This window comes from Shewanella sp. KJ2020, from assembly GCF_024197625.1.
Taxonomy (GTDB): domain Bacteria; phylum Pseudomonadota; class Gammaproteobacteria; order Enterobacterales; family Shewanellaceae; genus Shewanella.
Genome location: NZ_JAKUKD010000012.1, coordinates 53,288 through 68,337, shown reverse-complemented (window position 1 = coordinate 68,337; position 15,050 = coordinate 53,288). Strand labels below are relative to the sequence as shown.

Below are 15,050 nucleotides of genomic sequence, written 5' to 3'. Positions count from 1 at the left end.
CTTGAGTTTATAGAGCTTAGGTTTACGGCGCTTGGGTTTATTCCCTAAGCGCCGATTAAGGTTAATGTGGATTGTTTGGAGCTAGTACTAGGGGCTAAAAAATCCTGTTTCTTGGCTAACCTGTTGCTTTGGTTCCTGAATATCCGTCACTGAAAATTGGATTATTTTCCGCCCAGAGGGAACCGCCGCCTTATCCGCCAATACTGTTACTGGATACTCAGACTGCTCGCCCGCGGCCAAGGTAATAATAGGTTCGGCAATAAGGCTAAAGGGCATTTCACTCAGCACTGCGACTTGATACTGCTTGGTTTGCTGCGTCTTATTACGAATTTTTAGTTGATAGGTATTTTCGACTTTATTATCCGCCGTTTCGCGATAGAGACTCTGGCGATCACGAATAACGTTAAGTTGAATTTCACTGCGGTTCGTTAAGTCTAAGCCTATAACAACCAGCATTATGATCACGGCTGAACCATAACCGATAAAACGCGGTGAACGCCAATAGGAATGGAAAACCCCCTTTAGCTCGTTTTCGCTGATATAACCAATCAGATTTTGTGGGTAATCGAACTTCAACATAGTTTCATTGCAGGCATCGACACAGGCACCGCAGTTGATGCACTCATATTGCAAGCCATTGCGAATATCTATGCCTGTTGGGCAAACTTCCACACATAAATTGCAGTCAACACAATCACCTAGCCCATGCTCACTGGGATGAGTTTCTTGTTTACGTTTACGGGGGCCACGGGTCTCACCGCGCTGTGCATCATAGGTGACGGTTTTAGTATTGGCATCGAACATCACGGCTTGAAAACGTGAATATGGGCAGCAGTGTAAGCACATTTGCTCACGCATCCAACCCGCATTGAGGTAAGTGCAAAGGGCGAAAAACCACACCCAAGCCGTGACCCAGAAACTGGCATTGCCGGTGAATATCTCCAGATAGAGTTCGCGGGCAGGAATAAAATAACTAATAAAACCACAGCCCGTGAGCAGGGCGGCGAGCCCCCAGAGTAAGTGCTTTGCACTGCGTTTGCCGATTTTACTGCCAGACCAAGGTGCTTTGTCGAGTTGTTTTCTCTTATTGCTGTTGCCTTCGATACGGGCCTCTATCCACACAAAAATAAAGGTCCATGCGGTTTGCGGGCAAAGGTATCCGCACCAGACTCGGCCCCAGAATACTGTGATAAAGAACAGGCCGAAGGCGGCAGCAATAAAAATCCACGCTAGCAGGGTAAAGTCCTGTGGCCAGAGTGTGATCCCAAAAAAGAAGAATTGCTGTTTGTCCACATCTAAGAGTATCGCTTGGCGGCCATCGATGGATATAAATGGCAATGCAAAAAATAGCAGCACTAACAGGCTGTTCATTGTGGTTCTAAGGCGTTGAAAATAACCCTTCTGTTCACGGAAATGGATCTGGCCACTGTTTTTCGGTGCTGGCATATCACCAGCCTGGATATTTTTAACGGGGATAAATTGTTCGGCAGAGGGGCGTTTTGCGTTCTCACTCTGTAGGGGGTCACTCTTGGGCATATGCTGTCCTAACGGCTTAAATAAGATTAGGCTCCCTATAGCAAGCGTTAGGCCAAGATGAACATCATTTAAAATATTGATATTTAATGATTAAATCTAACTTTGATTTAGTTGTTGTCGCGATATATCGCTAATTGGCGATATATCGCGTTTTTGAGACTATTCATCATTAGTGGTTTGACGTGTAATCCCTAGCTTCTTCATCCGCGATCTGAGCGTACTTGGGGGGACGCCGAGTACATTGGCCGCACCATTGGAGCCAGAAATACGCCAGTTCAGCTGCTTTAATGTTTGTTCAATATGCTGCGCTTCAGCCTCGGCCAAGGTTTGTAATGGTGAGGCGGTGCTTTGAGTCTGTAGGTGATTTGTGGGCATGGCATGGATTTGTAAAATATCCGTTTGGGATAAAATGGCCTCTCGCTCGAGGATATTTTGTAGTTCGCGCACATTGCCCGGCCAACTGTAAGCCATCAGTTTTTGCAGGCCTTTTTGACTCACGCCGCGGAGCTTTTTGCCCAGCTTGCGATTAAGGGAGTGCAGTATATGGCTGACGAGTTCGGGGATATCATCGAGCCTAGAGCGTAGCGGCGGCACTTGAATTGGGAATACATTCAAGCGGTAGTAGAGATCCATTCGAAATAATCCCTGTTCGACCCGCTTGAGCAGATCATGGTGGCTAGCGGCGACTAAGCGAATATCCACTTGGATGGTTTCGCTGCCTCCGAGGCGTTCGAAGGATTGTTCTTGGATGACTCGAAGCAACTTAGATTGCGCCTCCAAACGTAATTCGGCCACTTCATCGAGGAACAAGGTGCCTTGGTGGGCCAGCTCGAAGCGACCTTTGCGGCGACTGGTGGCGCCGGTAAATGCCCCTTTCTCATGGCCAAAGAGCTCGCTTTCCAGTAAGGATGCCGAAAATGCGGCGCAGTTAACACTGATCATCGGCTTATCTTTACGGCGACTCAGTTGATGTAAGTTTCTGGCTACTAACTCTTTTCCTGTGCCATTTTCGCCACAAATCAATACAGTACTGTCGGTGTTGGCCACCATATGTAACTGCTGGATCATATGGCGAATGACGGCACTATTGCCTGAAATATCCACATCACCCGTTTTGTCTGCCAACTCTGCTTGTAGATAATGATTCTCAGAGGCGAGTCGCTCTGAGAGTGCCTGTACTTGGGCTAGAGCTTGACGTAGTGACTGCTCGGTTTGTTTTTGAATGCTAATGTCACGAAATATCGCGACTACGCCAATGAGTTTATTATCACGATAAACTGGGGTTGAACTGTAATGTACGGGAAAACTGCTGCCATCTTTACGCCAAAACACATCATGGGTAATTTCACGGGTGATGCCATCCTTCAAGGTGTTGTAAATCGGACAATCCTCTTGGGGATAATGGCTGCCATCGGCATGGCTATGGTGGTGGCAGTTGTGAATGTTTTTACCCAGTAACTCCTCATTTTTCCAGCCTGTCATGCGCTCGGCTGCCGGATTGATAAAGACTGCATTTCCATTTAAATCAAAACCATAAATACCTTCACCTACGGCGTTGAGCAGTAATTGGTTCTCTGGCAGAAAATGTTTATCCAGTGATGTTTCAGCTAATGTGCTCTTAGTCATTCATCTGGCCTTGAATGCGAATGAATAGCTAAAGTATAACGTGTTTAAAAGTGTCGCGATATATCGCGAATGGCATTGTAGGCTGGCAATTTGACTGTTTATAGAAAACTACTGATACCAATTTAATTTATTGATAATAAAGGGTTTGTATTTTTTACCTTTGAAAGTTGTATTTAGTGCTGGCTAATAGTATTAAATTGTTATAAAAATGTTTCATAGATGCTTCTGCTAAGTTGAAATTAACAATAACACCTGTTCTTAAATGGGGGCGATGAAGTAAAGAGGTGTTTATGATAAATAACATGTTGCTTATTAAAGTTTTTTAAGAGCTATGGGGTTTGATTTGTATAAGAGTATAAAGTGATTTCTGCCCACCTTTCCTGAATATCGCTTTCTACTGATTTGAAGTGTGCAAAAAAGGCTGCCCTGCAGCCTTTTTTATTGCAAGTTAGCCAACTTTTGCCGCAGCGATGGCATTGAGCACGTCGGCAATGGTGAGTTTGGCGGGGAGCACTATGCCATTGGGGGCTGCCGGGCCATAAACTTTATTGTAGGGTGTGCCAGGGATACCCTCATGGCGCATATAGTTCTCTATCGTTTTGTTGGCCTCACTCCAGTTGCCTTGCATCAGGATAATGTTGTCGGCCATCAAGGCATTGACAATTTGTTCCCTGTGGGTCACTTCAGCTTTATTGGTTTGACAAATAGTGCACCAATCAGAGGTGATATCGACAAACACTGTATAGCCTTGGGCAACCAGGGGGGCGATTTTCTCCGGCGCTAGGCTGTGCTATTTTAGTTTTTGATAGGCTTGATAATCCTCGCCTTTATTTACAAATCCAATGATAGCGCCGAACCCTAGGGCAAAAAATCCCAACACAAACACCACGGCTAGGGGAATGGCTTTGCCTTTTTGTCGCTGCCATAGCAGTAATAGAATTGCGCCCAGTAATAAGCAGAGAATAACCAGACTGATAAGAGTGATAGTGCCCATAAATGTCCATAGAATTGCCATAGCCTAAGCGCTATCTTAGTCGCTAACAGCTTAAATCTGCGTGAATTTATCTGACTATTCGCAGATGAGCGCCCATCAGTCCTTTGACTCTTTCAGTTGCAATTGTGTTTTTACGCCTATCGCGCACTCTTTGTAAGCTTGGGTAGGTACAGCGTGAAAATAAAGAACTCCGGATTTTTATCATCCACAATAGCGCTATTGACCACAGGCTGCGCCGATTAGAGTTAACGCTTCGATGGGGCGATGTTAGAATAGCAACCTAGTTTAAGGCCCAGTGGAGGGCCTTTTTATTCCTTAAAGGCACTTTTATTTCTTAAAGGCATATGGATGAGTTTTAGTACTTGGTTAGGGTTATTGGCTATTTGTTGTCTGGGGGCTATGTCACCCGGACCGAGTTTAGCTATGGTAGTGCGCCATACCTTAGGTGGTGGGCGGGGCAAGGGCATAGTCTGCGCTTGGGCCCATTCGATAGGTATTGGGATTTATGCGCTGGTGACATTACTAGGCTTGGCCGTAGTTCTTAAAAAGGCGCCCTTAGTCTTTAATGGCATCGCTATTCTCGGCGCTTTATATCTGGCGTGGATGGGGATCCAAGCCCTGCGCTCAAACGGTGGAATGCAGGCAAAACTTGCCGCAGGAGAAGCCTCGGATACGCTGACAGCCGCCCGTGATGGCATTGCTATTTCGCTGTTTAATCCGAAGATTATGCTGTTCTTTTTAGCCTTATTTAGCCAGTTTGTGATGGTGGCAGATAGTTTTACTGGACAAGCACTTATAGTGTTAACGCCCCTAGTAGTCGATGGGCTTTGGTATACCTTAATAGCGTTAGTTTTATCCCACTCGAGTGTATTGCCTAAATTGCGGGAAAAAGCGGGGCTTATCGATAAACTCTCTGGTGTGGTACTGATCCTGCTCGCAATACGAGTGGTGTATACCCTCTAAGTTATTGCCAATATCCCATAAAAAACGCCATCAGAGGATGGCGTTTTTTATGGGATATTGGCAGGCGTTGATTGGCCTTTAGCGCAGGTTCTGCCTTTAAGGGCAAGTCTTTAACGATCAACCCTTAAACATTTGTACTGAATCATCGTTGACTGCATTAGCCGATGTATCCTGCATCACGGGTGGGTTGGCGATATGGTCTTCCAGATTATCATTGAGCATTTCGCGGTATTCACCGCTAAACCATTCTAGGGCACTGTCTTTTTCTGCGCCTAAATCTGCAGATTTGATTGCCGCCTCGAAGGCATTAAAACGCGCCGCCGCAAAACGCAGTGCAGTGCCGACTTTACCCACATCTCCTTCCTGCTGGCTTAGTTGGTTGGCTAAGGCAATAAATTGATCGGCAAGTTCAAAAATGGTGGTGTTGCTCGCGTCTGTCATAGTGCTCACTCTGAAAATTAATACATGCTGATGGACGATTCTATCTTAATTAACCTAAGAAGGAATCGTTAAGTATCAACTATTGGGATCTAGGTCGGTTGTTACAGTGCCCGTTCTAGAGTCGTAATAGACTGACAGTTTGTCATTGGCCCGGTAAAAGTAAGTGCATTGATTTGGGCTGATATAGCTGGCTTTGTAGTCGGTTTCTGCGACATCCTCATTAAGGCGTGAGACGCTGGGCTGGGCGTTTTGGAATAGCACTTCCCATACTGAGATGCAATCTTCTACATTGTCCAAAGCGGGTGAGGCTTCATTCCCGTGAATATAATGCTGTGCAGGCCAGCCAAAACTGTTGAAATCGACTTGTTCGGATTGCGCTGTGCCAAATACGGGTAAATCTTCTTTAGGGCCAGAGCCGACTTTTACAGCCCAGACTGAGTGTGCCAAATTTATTCCCGATTTAAAGCTGCCACCTGTGGCTTTTACTGTCGAGATTTGAGCATCCTGCTGCACATTGATAAATTTAGGTAAAGCAACAACGGCCAAAATGCCGAGGACTATGATCACCACTACGAGTTCAATTAAGGTGAAACCCGATTGATACTGCTGGCTCAATTTTTGAGTGGACATACGATACAAATTGACAATATAGAGTTGGCGGCACTATAGCACTTAATCTTGTTGTTTTTAAATCAAAATCATCTCTTATTGATTGAGAACGCACACTAAAATAACGCTTGGCTTGTCATTGTCGCCACTGACTTTTAAGCTAGGCACATTGTAATTTGAGGATGATAACTGTGACTCTTTCGACTTGGCATGATTTTATTGAAAATCAACGCGCACAACCCTATTACCAGCAGCTTATTGCATTTGTAAATCAAGAGCGGCAATTGGGTAAAGTGATCTACCCTCCCAAGGAAGATGTGTTTAATGCATTTAAAACAACACCCTTAGAAAATGTGCGAGTGGTGCTGATTGGTCAAGACCCTTACCACGGCCCTAATCAAGCCCACGGTCTGTGTTTCTCGGTGAAACGAGGCATTAAACCGCCACCGTCACTCGCTAATATGTACAAAGAATTGGCCAATGATATTCCCGGGTTTCACATTCCCAACCATGGTGATTTAACCCAATGGGCACAGCAGGGGATCTTAATGCTCAATACGGTATTAACCGTTGAGCAGGGCCAAGCCCATTCCCATGCCAATGCGGGCTGGGAAATTTTTACGACTGAAGCGTTAAAGCTGCTTAATGCGCAGGAACGGCCGATTATTTTCGTGCTCTGGGGAAGTCATGCGATAAAAAAAGGCAAAGTGATCACTGCGCCTCAGCACCAACTGTTATCGGGGCCGCACCCATCACCATTATCCGCCTACCGTGGCTTTTTTGGCTGTGGCCATTTTTCTAAAGTGAATCAGTTGCTGGCTGCCAGGGGAGAAGCGCCCATTGAGTGGCAAGTTTAAACGCCAAAAAACAAGCTAATAAAAAGGCCTTGCTCAGCAAGGCCTTTTTATGTGACTAAGCTAAAGCGTGTTGATTAATGATTACGATCAACCGATATCTTGGCGAGGGAAACTAACGCCTCTTTGAAATCAGTGTCCGGTAATACGGCGAGTGCCGCAATGGCCTTTTCAGATTCTTCAATGGCTTTTTGCTGAGTATAAGTTAATGCGCCGCAGTGATGTAATGCAGCCACAATTTTATCTATCGCTTGGGTACCATCACCCTGCTCGATAGCGTGGCGGATAAGCTGTTTCTCTTCGTCTGTACCATGGGCAATAGCATAGATAAGTGGCAGCGTTGGCTTACCTTCGGCCAGATCGTCGCCAATATTTTTACCTAGCTCTTCACTATCGGCGGTGTAATCGAGTAAATCATCGGTTAGCTGGAAGGCGGTCCCTAAATATTTACCGTAGTCGCCTAAGGCGGTTTCTTGCTCTGGTGTTGCACCCGCCAACACGCCCGCAAGCAGAGTGGCCGCTTCAAATAACTTGGCCGTTTTGCAGTAAATCACCCGCATATAGCTAGCTTCAGTGGTGTCAGGATCGTTGCAATTCATTAACTGCAACACTTCACCTTCCGCCAGTACGTTGGTGGTATCGGCTAATACCCGCAGTACTCGCATGCTATCGAGTTCGGTCATCATCTGGAATGAACGGGTATACAGGAAGTCGCCAACCAAAACGCTGGCGCTATTGCCAAATAAGGCATTGGCGGTTTCACGGCCACGTCTTAGGGTTGATTCATCGACCACATCATCATGTAATAAAGATGCAGTGTGAATAAACTCAATAATGGCAGCGAGTTTTAAATGCGCTTCGCCTTCGTAATTCACTGCGCGGGCAGCGAGTACCGACAGCAGAGGACGAAGACGCTTACCACCACCATTGATAATGTAAAAACCTAGCTGGTTAATCAGGGCGACATCTGATTCAAGCTGTTTATAGATCAGCTGATTGACTGCTTGCATATCAGTGTCAGCCAGTTGACGAATAGCGTTTAAATCCATAATAGACTCTGGTTGTGGGGCCATTACGTACCCGGCCTCTATTTTAGGCTCACGTGTTATATAGAATGAATTTTACCTAAAATTCCGACATATGACAGCACTAGCACTACTAATGTGCGAGTTATTCCGGCCTTTTTTTATTCTTTCCTAATTAGGGCTTGCCAGAAATAGATTCTTCGCGTAAACTCCGCGCCCATTGTCAATAAAGTTTTTGTAGCGCCCTGCCTCCCCAAAGTGCGAGCCAGCGTGTTAGGAATATCGGAGTAAAATAGCTATGTACGCTGTTTTTCAAAGTGGTGGTAAACAACACCGTGTAGCCCCAGGCCACACAGTTCGTTTAGAGAAATTAGAAGTTGCAACTGGTTCAACTGTTGAATTCGATCAAGTTTTATTGATCGCTGACGGTGAAACTGTGCACGTTGGTGCTCCTTTAGTAGCTGGCGGTAAAGTCGTTGCTGAAGTAGTAAGTCATGGTCGTGGCGAGAAAGTAACTATCGTTAAGTTCCGTCGTCGTAAGCACCACGACAAGAAGATGGGCCACCGTCAGTGGTTCACTGAAGTTAAAATTACTGCTATCAACGCATAATAGGAGTCTAACTCATGGCACATAAAAAAGCTGGCGGTTCTACTCGTAACGGCCGCGATTCAGAAAGTAAACGTCTAGGTGTTAAGCGCTTTGGCGGTGAATCAGTTCTAGCTGGTAACATTATCGTTCGTCAACGTGGTACTAAATTCCACGCTGGTGTAAACGTGGGTATTGGTCGTGACCACACTCTGTTTGCTCTGACCGACGGTAAAGTGAAATTCGAAGTTAAAGGTCCTAATAACCGTAAGTTTATTAGCATCGAAGCTTAATTTTCGAACCTAGCTTATACTGTTAAAGCCCCGCCATTGGTGGGGCTTTCTGTTTTTTATGCTTCTATTTACACTGCATCAATGGTGAATTTGGTAAATCATTACCGGATTGAGGGTGTTGGCAGGTAAGATTGGGAGCAAAGTATCTCGAGTTTTTTGGCGACCGATGAAGTTAGACGGTATAATTCCCTCATTCAGCGATGCCAGGAGTAAGTATGAAGTTTGTCGATGAGGCAGTAATTAGGGTCGAAGCGGGCGACGGCGGTAGCGGTTGCGTGAGTTTTCGACGCGAAAAATATGTACCTGATGGTGGTCCTGATGGTGGTGATGGTGGTGATGGCGGCAGTGTTTATCTGCAGGCCGATGAAAACTTCAACACCTTAATCGAATTCCGCTTCGAGCGTTTTCACATGGCTGAGCGCGGTGAAAATGGTCGAGGCCGTGATTGTACTGGTCACAGCGGTAAAGATTTGATCTTAAAAGTCCCTGTGGGAACCCGTGCCATTGACCATGATACTGAGGAAGTGCTCGGTGATTTGACCACCCATGGCCAAAAACTCTTAGTGGCTAAGGGCGGTTTCCATGGTTTAGGTAATACTCGTTTTAAGAGCAGTACCAACCGTGCCCCGCGGCAAAAGACCTTAGGTACACCCGGTGAAGTCCGTAGCTTGAAGCTTGAGCTATTACTGCTCGCCGATGTGGGCTTGCTCGGTATGCCTAATGCGGGTAAATCGACCTTTATTCGTGCAGTGTCCCGTGCTACGCCTAAAGTTGCCGATTATCCCTTCACGACTTTGGTCCCCAATTTAGGTGTGGTTAACCCTCGCCCTGGTCAAAGCTTTGTGATCGCCGATATTCCTGGTTTGATCGAAGGTGCAGCCGAAGGTGCGGGTTTAGGTATTCGCTTCTTAAAGCATCTTGAGCGTTGCCGCATTTTACTGCATATCATTGATATCGAACCCATCGATGGAACCGATCCGGTTGAATCGGCGCGTGCCATTGTGGGTGAGCTTGAAAAGTACTCCCCTAAATTGGCGAGTAAACCGCGTTGGTTGGTCTTTAACAAAACCGATCTGCTGCTCGAAGAAGAGCTGCAAGAGAAGGTTGAGCGCATCGTTAAAGAGCTAGAGTGGGAAGGCGATGTTTATACTATCTCCGCCTATAACCGCGAAGGCACCAAAGAGCTAGCCTTGAAGTTACTGGATTATATTATGAGTCTTCCACCTGAAGACAATGAAGTTAATCCTGATGATGAAGTCGAGTTCAAGTGGGATAATTATCATCAAGCCAATCTTGATTCCATTAATGAAGATTATGATGATGATTTCGATGACGACTTTGATGATGACGACTACGATGTAGAAGTGATCTACCAAAGATAATACTCATGTCTTAGTTTTGAGAACGCCGTGTACGCTGATACTCAAAATGATATTACTCGGCAGGTTGTGCGCGTAGCACAACTGTTACTGGCCTACGGTGCAGAATCTGATTTAGTTGAAGAAATCAGTCAGCGCCTAGGTCAGGCTTTGGGCCTTGCCAGCGTTGAGCTTTCCATTTCTTCAAATTCCCTTGTGTTGACCAGTTTAGTTCACGGTCGTTGCATCACGACAACCCGGCGTATTCGTGAGCATGGCATTAACATGACCATAGTCTGTGAATTGCAACGCATCTGCTTATTGGCCGAGAAGGGCTTATATGGGCCGAATGAAGTCCGTAAGCGTCTTGCACGCATTGAGCCTAAAACCTATCCTCCTGCTTTAGTTGTGTTAATGATAGGCCTGTCGTGCGCCAGTTTTTGCCATCTCTTTAATGGTGACTTAGCGGCGTGTGTGATCACTTTTTTTGCTTCTGCGGTAGGCATGTCGGTTCGTTTAGCGATTGCTAAACGTCACTTTAATTTACTCGTTAATTTTGCGGTTACCGCTTTTGTGACAAGCTTAATCGCCCAAACTGGGTATATGTTTTCCCTAAGCGAAACTCCGCAGTCCGCCATGGCCGCCAGTGTGTTGATGCTAGTGCCGGGTTTTCCGATGATTAATGCGATTTCGGATATGGTGAAAGGGCATATGAATGTAGGCATCTCCCGCTGGGGGCACGCGACCTTGCTGACGGTTTCATCCGTGATTGGCATTACCATTGCGATGCAACTTGGCGGGATTTTTCTATGATGGAATTGTTGACGATACTGCTCCATGACGCTTTCTTTTCCGCTATTCCGGCCGTGGGTTTTGCCATGGTTTTTAATGTGCCCAAGCGTTTTTTACCTTACTGCGCCTTAGCCGGAGCAATAGGCCACAGCTCGCGTACCTTAATGCTGCAATTTGGTCTTCCTATCGAGTGGGCAACCTTTGCGGCAGCGGCGCTTGTGGGCACTATCACAATTGGATTTGCAAAGCGTCACCTTGCCCCCCCTCTGATGTACGCTGTGGCGGCCATTATTCCAATGATCCCTGGTACTTACGCCTTTAATACTGTGATTGCCTTAGTGCAGTTGACGGCCCAATCGCAGGTGAGTCAAGAATTGACGGGGCAAGTGATCAGTAATGGTTTAAAAACTGTCTTTATTTTGGGGGCTTTATCGGTTGGGCTCGCGTTGCCGAGTTTGCTGTATTTTAGGACCCGTCCCGTTATTCAATAATTCTAATATCCCCACAATACAGGAGTGAGCATGCGCATTGCTATGATAGCCGCGATGGCAAACAATCGAGTCATTGGAAAAAACAATAAAATGCCATGGCATCTTCCAGAAGATTTGCGCCACTTTAAAGCAATGACCTTAGGCAAACCCGTGGTGATGGGACGAAAAACCTTTGAATCTATAGGTAGACCCCTTCCTGGACGACATAACATAGTGATTTCGCGTCAAGTTGACCTCGTGATTGAAGGGGTCACCTGTGTGACGTCCTTCGAGGCGGCAAAGCAAGCCGCAGGTGATTGTGAAGAATTAGTTGTGATCGGCGGTGGACAGCTCTATGCCGAAGTGTTACCCCAAGCGGATATCCTCTACTTAACCCAAATTGACTTAAAGGTTGAAGGTGATACTTATTTCCCTGAATGGAATGGGGATGATTGGCAGGAAACGGAATCCTTATCGAGTATAAATGCCGATGGGCTGGAATATCGCTTTATCAATTTGACAAAAAAATGTTAAATTAGCTGCTCTGTTGTGTACCCTGTGCGTATGGATTGTCAATATGTCTAAGGTATTAGATGTTGTTGGGCGCTGAGTGTCGCTAAAACCGGAATAACTGAACTGGGTTATCGAGGTTAAGCGCCAACTGCTAACACTAAAGAAGCTAATATCCGTTAGATATCTATGTAGACCATACAAAATTGATAACAAAATTATAAGAAAGTATTTAAGGAGTATCGGATGCGTCTTATGCCTGTAGCCTTGGCTGCACTCATCGGTTTTAGCTATGTTTCTGTTCCAGCAACGGCAAAAGCCGCTGAAGCTGATCCCTTAGTTGCCAGTATCTGCGACTATGTAAAAGCGAACGATAAAAACCGTTTACGTAAAAAGTTAAAAGAAAGCCGCGTAAAATTACGTCAGATTTATAGCGGTATCAGCTGTGATGGTCAGAGTCTGTTGCGTACAGCCTATGGCGCGAATGCAAACGATGCCGGTGAGTTTGTGGCGAAGCGTCTGTCGGTTACTGAACTGAGTGTTCCTGAAGCGGACGGTATGACGATTCAAGCCTGGGCAGAGGGTAATGGCCATGGTGCTAGCCCAATCACTGCGGCTATTAAAGAACGTTCAGGTGCCGCTGCGGGTGGCGAAGAAGAATAATCGCTATCCCTGCGAATAGGCAAGCCATCGATATCTATACCCGGTTATTGGCCTGTTAAAACCATCTTAATTAAATGCCGAATCTTTATTCGGCATTTTTATGTCTGAAAAACACACAAAGGTCTGGTGTTCGGTAATGCGAGTGGCTAAAAAAAGAAGGGCCGCATGGCGGCCCTTCATTGATAGCAGTGGTTAGACTCTAAACTCACCGACCTAGCTAGACTCTAAACTCACCGACTGAGGCTTGTAGCTCTTCGGCTAATTTGGCGACCTGATGACTCGATTGAGCCGTTTGGTCGGCACCTATGGCGGTTTCTTCAGAAATGGCTGCAATATGCTCCAGTTTCTCGGATACCTGCTGACTCACAAGGTTTTGTTCCTGCGCTGCATGGGCAATATGGGTGCCCGAATCATAGGCCTTATGCACAGACTGACTGATGGTTTCCAGGGCTAAGTTGGCCTGCTCAGTTTTTTCCACACAGGCGTTTGCTTGGGCGCGTCCCATATCCATGGCGGCTACGGCTTGCTCTGCCCCCTGTTGCAGCACTTCAATCATTTGCTGGATTTCACGGGTAGAGACTTGGGTGCGAGAGGCAAGGCTTCGTACTTCATCTGCCACCACGGCAAAGCCGCGTCCTTGTTCACCCGCACGTGCCGCTTCAATCGCCGCATTGAGTGCTAGCAGATTCGTCTGCTCGGCAATGCCGCGGATCACATCGAGAATCGAGCCTATGGAGGCACTGTCGGATTGTACTTTGTTGATCACTAGGCCCGCTTTTGCTACTTCGTCGGCGAGGGCCAAGATAGTGCGTTTGTTCTCTTCGGCGATGGCACGCATATGCTGGGTTTCTTGATCGGCTTGCTTGATCTGTTCCAGCGCCTGATCGGCACTCAATGAAACCTGTTGTGCACTCGAACTTAGCTCTGTGGTTGCCGTAGCGACTTGGTCAACTTGGCTTTTTTGTTCCTGAATGCCAGAGGTGGTTTGCGCTGTGATGGCTGAGGTTTGTTCTGCTGCCGCGGCCAGTTGGTTCGAACGATCTAGGATGCCAATAATCAACCCACGCAGGCTATCTACCAGGCGATTACAGTTTTTAGCGAGCTCTGCAAATTCATCGTGGCCAGAGTCGTCTAGCTTGTGGGTTAAATTACCGGAGGCTAAGACATTAAGCGCATTATTCACTTGATTTAGCGAGCGTTTTAATGGGTTAACCACAGCGATACTGATGATAATGGCAGCGACTATCGCGATCAACACAACGATAATGGTTCTAAAACTTGCCGTATCAATTTTAGCTATGGTTTCTTGGCTCATATTGGCCGCAACCGATTCGATGTTATCACTAACATCTTCCATATTACGGTTGATGGTTTTTACATCTTTTTCAATGATGCTCAGTTGATTGTTCGATGTTTGAGTGTGCTTTAATTGGCTTGATTTCAGTAGCAGCACCGAGTTTGGCCCTTCGAAGAGGGCCAGTACTTTACCTATATCTTGGTTAATAGATTCTAAGGTCTCGGTATCAACGATACCCTCAGCATGGCGATTAACATATTCGAGCCTATTTTTAGTTTCGCCTAGGGTGTATTCGAGTTCTTTTGAAATCAGCTCATGCTTACTTATTTCATCGTTGCTGACTAAATCGGCAATTGTGGTAATGAGATTACCAAGGCTAGTGTCCATCGCACTTGCCGATGCAGCAAGGCTCTGGGCATCCGGATTTTGACTGGTTTCAAGATCAATCACATCGAGGAGAACCGAGGAGGCATCATCTGCGGCATTTTCGAGTTTTTTCTTCAAGCCAACTAATTGCTCTTGCTTGCTCAGGGCCGCTTCGCGTTCGGTGAACATCGCTAGGCTATCGCGCTCGAACGCGGAGAAGTTGTCACTCAATTGCGAGATAAGTGAAGGTAAATTTGTTTGGCTTTTGACCAATTGGGTGAGAGTGACGATCTCGTTCTTGAATTGGCTGCTATGGTCATCGAACACTCGGCGAATATCGGGAATATTAGCCGCTTTGGGCGCGTGATAGGCGATAAGAACCTGACGCTGTTGCTCACTTAAACTCTCGGTGAGATGGTTAGTCGCCTTAAGCGCTGGCAAGCTTAATTCTTGCATCATTGCCGAACTATCTTTGAGGCTTATATTGGTTAGATAGGAAGTAAATCCTAACAACACAAGTAAAAGCGTAACAATGCTAAACCCGCCAATAACTCTGGTGGCTACATTAACTTTCATAGGATACTCCGGTTATTATTATATTTTTCCAAATGAAAAGATCATAAAATTCAGGACTTAGGCGCACAGTCGTTTATCGACCAAAGCCGGC

15 protein-coding genes and 1 pseudogene are annotated in these 15,050 nt (G+C 46.2%); 9 read left to right on the top strand and 7 right to left on the bottom strand.

All coding sequences use genetic code 11. The features are described from left to right. Positions 1-87: 87 nt before the first annotated feature. From ccoG to MJO46_RS07680, 3 genes and pseudogenes are all read right to left on the bottom strand, one after another. The gene (gene ccoG / locus MJO46_RS07690; RefSeq protein WP_253988813.1) at positions 88-1,536 is read right to left on the bottom strand and encodes a cytochrome c oxidase accessory protein CcoG; all 1,449 of its coding nucleotides are present in this window, start codon (positions 1,534-1,536) and stop codon (positions 88-90) included. 159 nt (positions 1,537-1,695) lie between these two features. Continuing rightward, positions 1,696-3,162 carry a sigma-54-dependent Fis family transcriptional regulator gene (locus tag MJO46_RS07685; protein WP_253988812.1) on the bottom strand — a complete coding sequence of 489 codons (1,467 nt, stop codon included), beginning with the start codon at positions 3,160-3,162 and terminating at the stop codon, positions 1,696-1,698. 448 nt (positions 3,163-3,610) lie between these two features. Further along, a pseudogene (locus MJO46_RS07680) lies at positions 3,611-4,156 on the bottom strand (thioredoxin family protein). 348 nt (positions 4,157-4,504) lie between these two features. On the opposite strand from MJO46_RS07680, the gene MJO46_RS07675 reads away from it, so the two are divergent. Then, positions 4,505-5,119, top strand: a complete 615-nt coding sequence (locus MJO46_RS07675) for a LysE family translocator (RefSeq protein ID WP_253988811.1) — start codon at positions 4,505-4,507, stop codon at positions 5,117-5,119. A gap of 117 nt (positions 5,120-5,236) precedes the next feature. Here MJO46_RS07675 and MJO46_RS07670 read toward each other — a convergent pair whose 3' ends face one another. Continuing rightward, positions 5,237-5,560: a DUF3144 domain-containing protein gene (locus MJO46_RS07670; protein WP_253988810.1), complete on the bottom strand. Its 324-nt coding sequence runs from the start codon at positions 5,558-5,560 to the stop codon at positions 5,237-5,239. A 75-nt stretch (positions 5,561-5,635) separates the two neighbouring features. Beyond that, positions 5,636-6,190: a type II secretion system protein gene (locus tag MJO46_RS07665; protein ID WP_253988809.1), complete on the bottom strand. Its 555-nt coding sequence runs from the start codon at positions 6,188-6,190 to the stop codon at positions 5,636-5,638. 170 nt (positions 6,191-6,360) lie between these two features. Here MJO46_RS07665 and ung point away from each other — a divergent pair, with 170 nt between their 5' ends. Next, positions 6,361-7,026: a uracil-DNA glycosylase gene (ung, locus tag MJO46_RS07660; protein WP_253988808.1), complete on the top strand. Its 666-nt coding sequence runs from the start codon at positions 6,361-6,363 to the stop codon at positions 7,024-7,026. Between the two features lie 74 nt (positions 7,027-7,100). Here the strand turns inward: ung and ispB are convergent, their stop codons facing one another. Next, entirely contained in the window at positions 7,101-8,072 is a 972-nt protein-coding gene (gene ispB / locus MJO46_RS07655) for an octaprenyl diphosphate synthase (RefSeq protein ID WP_253988893.1), read from the bottom strand. 274 nt (positions 8,073-8,346) lie between these two features. Between ispB and rplU the strand changes: the two genes are divergently transcribed. The 7 genes from rplU (at position 8,347) to MJO46_RS07620 (ending at position 12,720) form a co-directional block, all read left to right on the top strand. Further along, positions 8,347-8,658 (top strand): 50S ribosomal protein L21, encoded by a 312-nt coding sequence (gene rplU / locus MJO46_RS07650; RefSeq protein ID WP_007650348.1) that lies wholly within the window; start codon positions 8,347-8,349, stop codon positions 8,656-8,658. A 14-nt stretch (positions 8,659-8,672) separates the two neighbouring features. Further along, positions 8,673-8,927, top strand: coding sequence for a 50S ribosomal protein L27 (rpmA, locus tag MJO46_RS07645; protein WP_007650346.1), 255 nt, complete (start codon positions 8,673-8,675; stop codon positions 8,925-8,927). A 215-nt stretch (positions 8,928-9,142) separates the two neighbouring features. After that, positions 9,143-10,309: an Obg family GTPase CgtA gene (gene cgtA / locus MJO46_RS07640; protein WP_198782518.1), complete on the top strand. Its 1,167-nt coding sequence runs from the start codon at positions 9,143-9,145 to the stop codon at positions 10,307-10,309. 27 nt (positions 10,310-10,336) lie between these two features. Then, positions 10,337-11,098 carry a threonine/serine exporter family protein gene (locus MJO46_RS07635; protein ID WP_253988807.1) on the top strand — a complete coding sequence of 254 codons (762 nt, stop codon included), beginning with the start codon at positions 10,337-10,339 and terminating at the stop codon, positions 11,096-11,098. Next, entirely contained in the window at positions 11,095-11,568 is a 474-nt protein-coding gene (locus MJO46_RS07630) for a threonine/serine exporter family protein (protein ID WP_007650333.1), read from the top strand. Before MJO46_RS07635 ends, MJO46_RS07630 begins: the two co-directional genes overlap by 4 nt. 30 nt (positions 11,569-11,598) lie before the next feature. Then, entirely contained in the window at positions 11,599-12,081 is a 483-nt protein-coding gene (gene folA, locus MJO46_RS07625) for a type 3 dihydrofolate reductase (RefSeq protein WP_253988806.1), read from the top strand. A gap of 222 nt (positions 12,082-12,303) precedes the next feature. Then, positions 12,304-12,720: a DUF3718 domain-containing protein gene (locus tag MJO46_RS07620; protein WP_253988805.1), complete on the top strand. Its 417-nt coding sequence runs from the start codon at positions 12,304-12,306 to the stop codon at positions 12,718-12,720. A 217-nt stretch (positions 12,721-12,937) separates the two neighbouring features. Here MJO46_RS07620 and MJO46_RS07615 read toward each other — a convergent pair whose 3' ends face one another. Beyond that, complete coding sequence (locus tag MJO46_RS07615; RefSeq protein WP_253988804.1) at positions 12,938-14,959, bottom strand: methyl-accepting chemotaxis protein; 2,022 nt, start codon at positions 14,957-14,959, stop codon at positions 12,938-12,940. Between the last annotated feature and the right edge of the window lie 91 nt (positions 14,960-15,050).

Bases quoted from the DNA above. Each gene is read 5' to 3' on its own strand.
- ccoG (WP_253988813.1), bottom strand. From the start codon at position 1,536: ATGCCCAAGAGTGACCCCCTACAGAGTGAGAACGCAAAACGCCCCTCT.
- MJO46_RS07685 (WP_253988812.1), bottom strand. From the start codon at position 3,162: ATGACTAAGAGCACATTAGCTGAAACATCACTGGATAAACATTTTCTG.
- MJO46_RS07675 (WP_253988811.1), top strand. From the start codon at position 4,505: ATGAGTTTTAGTACTTGGTTAGGGTTATTGGCTATTTGTTGTCTGGGG.
- MJO46_RS07670 (WP_253988810.1), bottom strand. From the start codon at position 5,560: ATGACAGACGCGAGCAACACCACCATTTTTGAACTTGCCGATCAATTT.
- MJO46_RS07665 (WP_253988809.1), bottom strand. From the start codon at position 6,190: ATGTCCACTCAAAAATTGAGCCAGCAGTATCAATCGGGTTTCACCTTA.
- ispB (WP_253988893.1), bottom strand. From the start codon at position 8,072: ATGGATTTAAACGCTATTCGTCAACTGGCTGACACTGATATGCAAGCA.
- rplU (WP_007650348.1), top strand. From the start codon at position 8,347: ATGTACGCTGTTTTTCAAAGTGGTGGTAAACAACACCGTGTAGCCCCA.
- rpmA (WP_007650346.1), top strand. From the start codon at position 8,673: ATGGCACATAAAAAAGCTGGCGGTTCTACTCGTAACGGCCGCGATTCA.
- cgtA (WP_198782518.1), top strand. From the start codon at position 9,143: ATGAAGTTTGTCGATGAGGCAGTAATTAGGGTCGAAGCGGGCGACGGC.
- MJO46_RS07630 (WP_007650333.1), top strand. From the start codon at position 11,095: ATGATGGAATTGTTGACGATACTGCTCCATGACGCTTTCTTTTCCGCT.
- folA (WP_253988806.1), top strand. From the start codon at position 11,599: ATGCGCATTGCTATGATAGCCGCGATGGCAAACAATCGAGTCATTGGA.
- MJO46_RS07620 (WP_253988805.1), top strand. From the start codon at position 12,304: ATGCGTCTTATGCCTGTAGCCTTGGCTGCACTCATCGGTTTTAGCTAT.
- MJO46_RS07615 (WP_253988804.1), bottom strand. From the start codon at position 14,959: ATGAAAGTTAATGTAGCCACCAGAGTTATTGGCGGGTTTAGCATTGTT.